This window comes from Streptomyces sp. NRRL S-920, assembly GCF_000717945.1.
In the GTDB taxonomy this organism is placed as follows: domain Bacteria; phylum Actinomycetota; class Actinomycetes; order Streptomycetales; family Streptomycetaceae; genus Streptomyces; species Streptomyces alboniger.
The window spans coordinates 25008-33236 of record NZ_JODF01000068.1; the positions used below are offsets into that span (position 1 = coordinate 25008).

An 8229-nucleotide genomic window follows, 5' to 3' on the forward strand; every position below is an offset into this window, starting at 1 on the left:
CAGCGCGCCCTGCTGAACTAGCCTTGGCTCAGGTGCGCTTGCCGACCAGGCGAGGCGCCGGGGGAGGGCAACGGCGCATGTTCGACAAGTGGCTCAGACCGCAGGACGTGGAGCAGCCGAACGGGCTGCTGGAGTACCAACTGCTCGCCGACGAAGGGCTGATCGAGGACGACGAGCTTGTCGAACGGCTGGGCCACGAGGTGATGCGTAACTACCTGTCTCCTGGCGAGCTCGCGAACGTCTTCGACGACCTGGGCGCGCCGGAAGTCGCCGGCTACCTGCGGAAGAACAAGTTCCCCGTGGATCGCAAGATCCGGCACGGGGACTTCGGGGAGATCATCACCGGCGCGCTCTACCGCCGGGTGCGCCGGTGGTGCGTCCCATTGCTGAAGCTGCGCTACAAGCAGACCCCGGCCCAGGCCGTGCAGGGCACGGACGTGCTGGCGTTCCGCTTCCGGCAGGACCCTCCTGCGATCGCCGTGCCGGAGGTGAAGACCCGCGCCTCCCGGGACAACCGGGTAGGCAGCGAAGCGTACGACAGCCTGGAGAAGGTCCTGGGCAGGCTGGACGAGAGCATCCACTTCCTCATGGCGCACTGCAGCAACCGCGGGCAGGTGTTCCTCGCGCGCCGACTCGGCGCGCTGCTGCGCCCGGGAGCTCCACGCCGGGTGGAGCGCCACATGATCTTCGTCCACGACGCCAGGTCATGGAAGGAGGACATCGTGGCCGGGCTCAGCGTCAAGGTGACCGAGCGCACCGAACTGACCGTCGTCAAGATCGACGACCTCAAGGAGTTCGTCGGCCAGGTCTACGACGCTGCCGAGACCGCCCCCGGCAACACCACCAGAAGCACGGACAACGGAACGGCAGGAACAGCGTGAGGGACGACGGCGGTACCCTACGGCGTCTCGGCGACGAGGCACTGGCCACAGGAGAGGCGTCCGCGTCCTTGCGCCGCCAGCTGCGCTCCCACGTCCTGGCGGCGCAGATCAGCACGGAAGGGTCGGCCGACTACACCTACGACCCCGACGCGCTGCGCCGCGGCCTCGCCCTCGCCCGGCTCGGACAGCTGGCCCGCACCCCCCGCGAGCGCCGCGCGGAGCCCGGCCCTCTGCCAGACATCGCCCAGGCCTACGCCGACCTCGCCGCACGGGCAGATAAGTCGGAAGCCCGGGCCGAACTGCTGGCGATTTCGGCGGCGATGTGGGGCCTGGCCGGTTACCAGGCCAACGCCACCGCCATCGCCCGTATCTTCCACAGGGAAGTCGGGCAGCTGTTCGCCTACGGGGACCTGCCCGATTCCGACAGGCTGGCCGCTGCCGCCCCGTACCGGATCGCCGAGGCGGCCGGCGCAATCCTGCAACGCGACATCGACACCGTCGCCCGGCTCGGTGCTGCCGCAGTGAGCGAACTGCCGCGACTTGGCCGCGCACTCACCGCCGCGCTCGACGCGGGCCGGGCCGAGCAGGCGGACCTTGCCGTGCTGGCCGCCTACGGCCTGGTCGGCCGCTCGGCACGCTCCCTGGCCACCCTGTGGCGCACCGGCGACCGCACGGCCGGGCGCATCGCGGTCACCGACCTGCAACAGGCCGCCTCTATCCTGCTCCAAGCCTCCATCGTGGACACCTGGACCCTGGTCGACTCCCTCGCCCACACCGTCGAGGACATCGTCGCAACCTCCCCGTGGCTCCTGCTGCGCCGCGCCTCCACCTGGTCAAGGACCTGGGAGCGCTACCTCAAAGCCCTGATCGTCTCCGACCGCCCGCTCACCCAGGTCTGGCCCTCTCAACGCACCGCCCTGGACGCCGGACTCCTCGACGCACGGGCCCACAACCTCACGGTCACCATGCCCACCTCCGCGGGCAAGACCCACATCGCCGAATGGGCCGTCCTCCACGCCCTCGCCGACACCGGCGAGAACGACGACAACCCCCTCGGGCTGCTCCTGCGCTTCGTGGACCCGCCGCTGGCCGTGTACGTGGTGCCCACCCGCGCGCTCGCCGCCCAGGTCGAACGACACCTCGCCACCAGCCTGGAACTCGTCGGCCTGCGCGTTTCCTCCCTCTTCGGCGGCGCCGAACACGTTCGCTACGAGAACCAGCTCCTGGACCATACCGACGTCCTGGTCGTCACCACCGAGAAACTCGACCTGCTGCTGCGCAACACCCCTGAGCTCGCCGACCGACTGCGCCTGGTCCTTGTCGACGAAGGACACTCCATCGACCGCTCCACCCGCGGCCTTCGTCTGGAGATGGTCCTCACCCGGATCCGCCGCACCACTCCGCAGGCGCGGATCGTCCTGCTGTCCGCGGTCCTGCCTAACGGCGAAGACATCGCCCGCTGGCTGGAGCCCATCGCCGACGGCACCAACCACGCGAAGATCGACTGGTCGCCCTCCCAGCTGCGCACCGGGGTGTTCTCCTGGCGGGGGCAGGAGAAGGACGGACAGACCGGCAGCATCCACTACGGCACCGCCCAGGGCGCAGACTTCTTCGTGCCCAAAGTGCTCACCCGCCACCTCAACCGCACCCGCCTGTCACCGCGCGACACCAAGGACGTCGCGGCCGCGCTGGCGCTGCACTTCGAACGCCTCGGCCCGGTACTGATCTCCACCACCCAGCCCACCTACGCGCAGGCCGCCGCGCGCGCCCTGCAAACGGCACTGAAGAAGACCGACACCCCGGTGCTCGGCGTGCCAAGCCAACGGGACCAACGCCTGGCGCTCGCGGAGCGAATTGCCGAGCACCTCGGCGACGAGCACGAACTCACCGTGATGGTGACCCAGGGCATCGCCTACCACCACGGCACGGTCCCGCAGCCTGTTCGGTACCTGCTGGAACGCGCCTACCGCGACGGCACACTGCGCGTGCTGTGCGCCACCAGCACCCTCTCCCAAGGCATGAACCTGCCAGTCAAAACCGTGCTGGTGCACAGCACCTGGCGCAACCAGGAGCAGATCGGCGTCCGCGAGTTCTGGAACGCCGCCGGCCGCGCCGGCCGAGCCTTCCAGGAGACCGAGGGCCACGTCATCCTCATCGCCAAGGACGCCCAGGACGCCCGAAAGCTTCGACGCCGCTACCTCGACAAGGACAACATCGAACCGGTCCTGTCCACTATCGAGGCGCTCTACCACCGCCTCGTCATCACGAGACTGGGCGCTTACCCTACCCCCGGACAGAACCTCACGGACATCGAACTGCCCGACCCAGAGCAGGAAGAACTCACCGAATGGGCGCAAGGTCTCGATCTCCAGCTTCTGACGATGCTCGCCGAAGAGGTCGTCGACACCCCCGACCAGCAACTGCTGGAGGACGCAGCACACGACCTGCTCACCCACACCCTGGGCGGCCACCAAATCGGCGCCCGGGACTGGTCCCTCAAGCCGCTCGCCCGGTACACCGCCCGCCGCGTCGCCGCGCTCGCCCGCCAGCTCCCCGACCCGGCCGCCCGCGCGGCGATCCTGCGCACAGGACTGAGCCTGCAAGGCGGCCTCGACGCGATCACCGCCGCCGAGCAGGTCGCGAACACCCTCACCGAGCACCCAGGGCTCCTCGACCCCGCGACATGGCCAGCACTGCGCGACACCATCCTGACCGCCGCCACCAAGATCCAGGAACTCCACCGGAGCGCCACGGCCAAGGGCCGCCCGATCGGGGCGGTCGTCCCTCTCGCCGGTGACTGGATCGCCGGCTGGACGCTCCAGGAGATCCACAACCACTACGAACTGCTCCTCGACGCCAAGGACATCACGGTCACGTCGAACTACATCGACAAGGTGATCGTCCAGGACCTGGCCTGGGCCGTCTCCTCGATCCTGCAGATCCTGGAGACCCGCTACGGCATAACGCCCGAAGGCCCACTCGCCACTCTGCCCGCCATGCTCAAGTACGGCGTCGACACCGCCCCTGCCTGCTACGCCGCAAGCCTGGGCATCCACCAACGCAGCGCGGCAATCGACCTGGCCGCATGCTGCCCTCTCCCCGAGCCGTCCTTCTCCGACTTCACCGGCTGGCTCGGCGACCTGACCACCGACGAGATCACCGACATGACCACCCCCAGCATCGCGGCCCTGCTCATCCGCAGCACAGAGCGTCGCAGCCCCCGCAACGTCCAGAAGACCATCCTCAGCGGCAGGGGAACGTTCACCACCCCCCTACGCGGCGTCCGGCACACCCACAGCGACGGGTACATCGCCGACTTGGCCGCAGGAACCGTCCTCGACCTCGTCCGCGATCACAACAACCCGTCTGATCCAAACGCCATCCGGGTCGAGCACAACGGGCTCCCCCTCGGCTGGATCTCCAAGACCACTGCCCGGCCGCTTGCGTTGGCCCTTGACGATCGGCCTGCCCCCTCGGTCACCGCCGTCCTGCACACCGACCCCCGGTCCCTCGCCGACATTGGCCAGCTGATTGGCCACGACCAGGTCGAGCTCAGCATCAGCATCAGCCCAGCGCCAGGAGGCCGTGGAACGCGCACATCGCGTTGACCAGCATCCTGCCCGCTTGCAGAAACCCGAACGCGGCAGAGGCGGCCAGCCCGGCCCGGGACGGGCGTGCTGGCTCGTCGACAGGTGTTCCGTCTCTGATGGTCTGTGGAGTGGCAGTGGAACATCGTCATTTGGATGTCAGTGGTTCAGCTGGTGGTCGGCCCGGGTTCGGGACTCCACTCGTACGCCAGTGCGATGCGCAATCCCTGACATGCCGTCAAGGTAGAGCGGGCCCCGACGCGGGCCCCGACGCGCGGCCCCGCTCCGGCGTCAGACCGATTCAGTCGTCGTCCGGTGCGCTGCCGATCCAGGCGACCGGCCCCTCCGGGGCACTGCCCCAGTGCGGCACCCGCTCCTCGTGACCCGCCTCCAGCACGCAGATCCGCCCCCACCGCCCGTGCTTCCCCGCACACACCCCGACGAGCAGTTCCACATCGCCCGTACGAACCGCGTACGCATACCGGTCCCGGAACACCTGCAACTCGCCTTCGAGCTCCGCCCCGGCACGGCGCTCCTCCTCCTCCTCCTCCTCCTCCTCCTCCTCCTCGATCAGGGCCCCGACCCGCCGCACCTCCGGGTCGCCCAGCACCGCGGTGAATACCGCCTCGGCCTCCGCCCATGCCCGCCGGCGCGCATGCCCGGCGGCCGCCGCACGGATCCGCGCCTCCTCGATGCCGCCGCCGCTCACGCCGCCTCCGCCGCGGCCCATTCCAGCCCCAGAGCTGCCAGCCGCTGAAGCTGCTCACCGGTCAGCGTGGCCCGCCGGTTCTTCACGTTCGACAGCCACACCCCGAGCCGCAGAGACGTCCCGTCCGCCAACTCCTCGGACCAGGACCTCGCCACCACCACCGTCCCCTCCCGCTCCGCGTACTGGGCGAGCGCGGCGAGCCCCCGCTCGAATGCCCCGGCCCGCGCACCGCCCGCCCGCCGCGGCCGCCCCTTCGCCGCGACGGCGGCCGGCTTCTCGGGCGGCCGGACGCCGAGCTGCACCAAGCGCTCGCGCTGCCCTGCGGACAGCCGCTCCCACCCGCCTAGCTGGGCGGCCAGCCACGCGCCCACGTCGAGCCCGTTCACTATCGACCCGGGCTCCATATCCCCGAGCACGCCCCCCGGCGCCACAAGGCCCTTCAGGGCGGCGTAGTGCCGCTGCCAGTCCACCGGCCAGTCCGGGTTCCAGTCCGGGTCGATCGCGGCCAACGCCGCCGCCCGCCGTGACGCCCGCTCCGGGTCCTTCCCGAGCCCGCCCTTCTTCCGCGCGTTGGCCAACCACTGACCCACGGGTCGGTCCATGATCATCGCCGTGACCGGAGCGGCGAGCGTCGCGTATGCGGCGAAGTAGGCCTTCGCCGCACCAAGGTTCTCCTCCCATGCCGCGTCGGCCGGGTCCCACACGATGTCGAGAGCCTCCAGGTCCTCGGCCCGCTCGGGCAGCATCGTCCCCGCCCGCATCGACCGGCGCTGATCCGACAGCCACCGCCCCAGCGGAAACCCGCCCTCACCCCGCTCGTCCCCGCCCTCAACCCAGTGGTACGGCACCGCGAGATCACCCTCCCGCTCCCGGTACGCGACCGCCGCCCGGTGCCCCGCCCGCCAGTTCGCGTGCTCCGGCTCGATCAGGTTGTACTCCACCAACCTGGCCACCAACGCCGGATCACGATGCACCCCGAACCGAAGCAGCAGCCGCTGCTCCTCCTCGTCGTCACCCTCGGGCGCCGGTCCGAGCCACGACGACACCGGTTTCGTCCGTTGCAGGTTCTCCGACGGAATAGCGAGCATTTCCACCGCACGCTCATCATGCGCACGCAGCCCGGAAAGAACCCTCAGAAGAGGCCGGTACGAAGCCGAATACGGCATATCTTCCGGAGTTTCATCCGGATCGAGAAATACCGGCACGATCAGCGTCGCCAATTTATCCTGACCGGGCTTCTGCCGAAGCGCCCGACCAATAGCCTGAACAATATCCACCGCCGACCCCTTCGGATCGATAAGAGCGACGGAATCCACACTCGGGCAGTCGACCCCTTCACCGAGAACCCGGCAATTCGACATCACCGCCCGCCCCACCCGCGCCCCGAACTGGTACAGCTTCTCCGCCCGCGCCTCCGGCTCGTGCTCACCCGACAGCCACCCCGACCACACCTCCTCCGGATGCCGCTCCGGGTCGGCCGCGTGCAGCCGCCCCGCCACCCGCTCCAGCCCCACCGAGAACGCCTGCGCCTCGATCGTCCGGTGGTGGAAGGTGATGCACCGCTCCAGCCCGTGCTCCGCCATCGCCTCCAGCAGCGCCGCCTGCAGCACCGCGAGCCGCTCGCCCCGCACGTGCTCCTCGAACCGCTCCTCGCCGTACAGCCGCTCCAGCGTCAGCCGCTCGTCCCGCAGCTCCACCACCACGATCTGATACCGCGCCAGCAACCCCCGCGCGATCGCGTCCGACAAATCCAAAGCCCACAGAACCGGCCCGTAGATCCGCTCGTCCGACATCGAACAGGCCATCTCCTTCGGCAGCCGGTTCACCGGCGCCCGGCGACCCGCCTCCCCGCTCTCCTTCGGGAACTCCGTCCGCCAGCGCGGCCGGGGCCGCTCCATCCAGATCCGCGGCGTCGCCGTCAGATACAACCGGCGCATCGCCGGCACCTGCTCCTGGTCGTGGACGACCGCCCACGCCTTCCCCAGCGATCCACTGGTTCTGTGGGCCTCGTCCACACAGATCAGGTCCCACACGTCCATCGGAAGCCCGTACGCGCCCTCATGAGCCTCGGTCAGCACCGGCAGCGACGCGTACGTCGCGAACACCGTCACCGGCCCGCTCCCGTAGTGCAGCGCCAACTGCGGGGCATTCGTCGTCGACGGCACCCGCAGGTCGTACAGACGCGGATCGTCATCCATCGAACACACCGCCACCATCGGCCCCGAACGCCCGAAAGCCCGCCACTCCCGCACCGTCTGCGCCAACAATTCCAGCGTCGGAAGAAGAACCAGAACCCGCCCATGCGGAGAAATCCGCTGCGCCGCACCGGCAGCAATGAATGTCTTTCCCGTGCCGCACGCCGCATGCACCTGACCGCGCAGCCCATTCTTCGGAATCTGCTGGCCGGGCCGGATTTCCAGCCCGGCAACGATAGCGTCCACCGCTTCCGCCTGATGCGGATAGAGCGGAATTTCACCAGTCATGACGAGATGCTCCAGATCCGAGGGAGGGGGGTAGCCGTTCACTCGTGATGCTACCCGTGCATCACTTGATGAACGACTTTGATGCAGCACGATGCACCACATCGACTGACGGTTGGCCTGTTCCGGCCCCACCATGGCCGATCAGTGTGCTACATTGTGGGAGCAGTACGCATCACACCCCTTCCTGAGTGCGAGCGTGTCCCGGGCATGACTTTCCGTCAGGACGAGACTCCCCAGCCCTCGGCCCCGACCTCCTCGTGGTGCCGGACCCAGGGCCGGCCCCGAGAGGCAGTGCCCACCGGTTCGGGATCCTACCCGCAGGCACAATTGATGCACCGCCACACACCGCCGTAGCCAGCCCGGCGAAGCCGGCAGGGCGGGAGCGCAGCGGACGCTCCGGTCACGGAGCGAAGCGGAGAGACCCTCACATTACCGCGCAGCGGTAATCCAATTCACGCGAAGCGTGAATTCCCATAAACCGCGCAGCGGTTTATAAAAAGGCGCGAAGCGCCTTTTAGAATTCGCGAAGCGAATTCTATCTCTGCCCAGCGCGCAGCGCTGGGATACCC

At 69.0% G+C, this 8229-nt stretch carries 4 protein-coding genes; 2 read left to right on the top strand and 2 right to left on the bottom strand.

Features of this window, described 5'->3' with window-relative positions; genetic code table 11:
- Nucleotides 1-77 precede the first annotated feature (77 nt).
- Together IG54_RS0132035 and IG54_RS0132040 are read left to right on the top strand one after the other, a co-directional pair.
- Nucleotides 78-881, top strand: coding sequence for a Hachiman antiphage defense system protein HamA (locus tag IG54_RS0132035; protein ID WP_030792754.1), 804 nt, complete (start codon nucleotides 78-80; stop codon nucleotides 879-881).
- The gene (locus IG54_RS0132040) at nucleotides 878-4489 is read left to right on the top strand and encodes a DEAD/DEAH box helicase (RefSeq protein ID WP_030792757.1); all 3612 of its coding nucleotides are present in this window, start codon (nucleotides 878-880) and stop codon (nucleotides 4487-4489) included. Before IG54_RS0132035 ends, IG54_RS0132040 begins: the two co-directional genes overlap by 4 nt.
- Before the next feature lie 280 nt (nucleotides 4490-4769).
- On the opposite strand, the gene IG54_RS0132045 is transcribed toward IG54_RS0132040, so the two are convergent.
- Complete coding sequence (locus tag IG54_RS0132045; protein ID WP_234336425.1) at nucleotides 4770-5177, bottom strand: hypothetical protein; 408 nt, start codon at nucleotides 5175-5177, stop codon at nucleotides 4770-4772.
- On the bottom strand, nucleotides 5174-7660 hold the full coding sequence (locus tag IG54_RS0132050) for a DEAD/DEAH box helicase (protein WP_037898128.1): 2487 nt from the start codon (nucleotides 7658-7660) through the stop codon (nucleotides 5174-5176). The genes IG54_RS0132045 and IG54_RS0132050 overlap by 4 nt, the downstream gene beginning before the upstream one ends.
- Between the last annotated feature and the right edge of the window lie 569 nt (nucleotides 7661-8229).